Origin of the sequence: Zunongwangia atlantica 22II14-10F7, from assembly GCF_002094855.1 — a bacterium.
GTDB classification, from domain to species: domain Bacteria; phylum Bacteroidota; class Bacteroidia; order Flavobacteriales; family Flavobacteriaceae; genus Zunongwangia; species Zunongwangia atlantica.
This window is the reverse complement of the sequence record NZ_ARYN01000086.1, coordinates 1-343: the sequence shown is the minus strand read 5'-3', so window position 1 is coordinate 343 and position 343 is coordinate 1. Positions and strand designations below refer to the sequence as shown.

Genomic DNA, 343 nt, shown 5'->3' with positions numbered 1-343 from the left:
CATAACGGCTCCCTTTAGTTACGGCGGATTTCAGGTTATCGGGTACCAGGGCATTGGGTACCCCACCATAAAACCAAAGTGCATTCTCGACACTACGTATAAAATCTTCCTTCTTTTGGCTTGGCGAAGCTTCTACATAGGTGTATTGGCTACTGCCCAAAACGCACACAAAAACTTCCAGATCCTGTAGTTCTCCGGTGTGACGATCTACAATGCTAAGTTTCTTGCCGGTGTAATCGATGAACAGCTTATCTCCAGCCTTATGAGTGAGGTGCATCACCGGTGATACCTCCTTGGTCCACTGATGGTACCAGTATTTAAACTGGGATAACTTAAAGCCATC

Annotated in this window: 1 pseudogene; it reads right to left on the bottom strand. The window is 46.1% G+C overall.

From position 1 onward, the window contains the following. A pseudogene (locus tag IIF7_RS20680) lies at window positions 1-277 on the bottom strand (IS21 family transposase); the annotation flags it as partial. Between the last annotated feature and the right edge of the window lie 66 nt (window positions 278-343).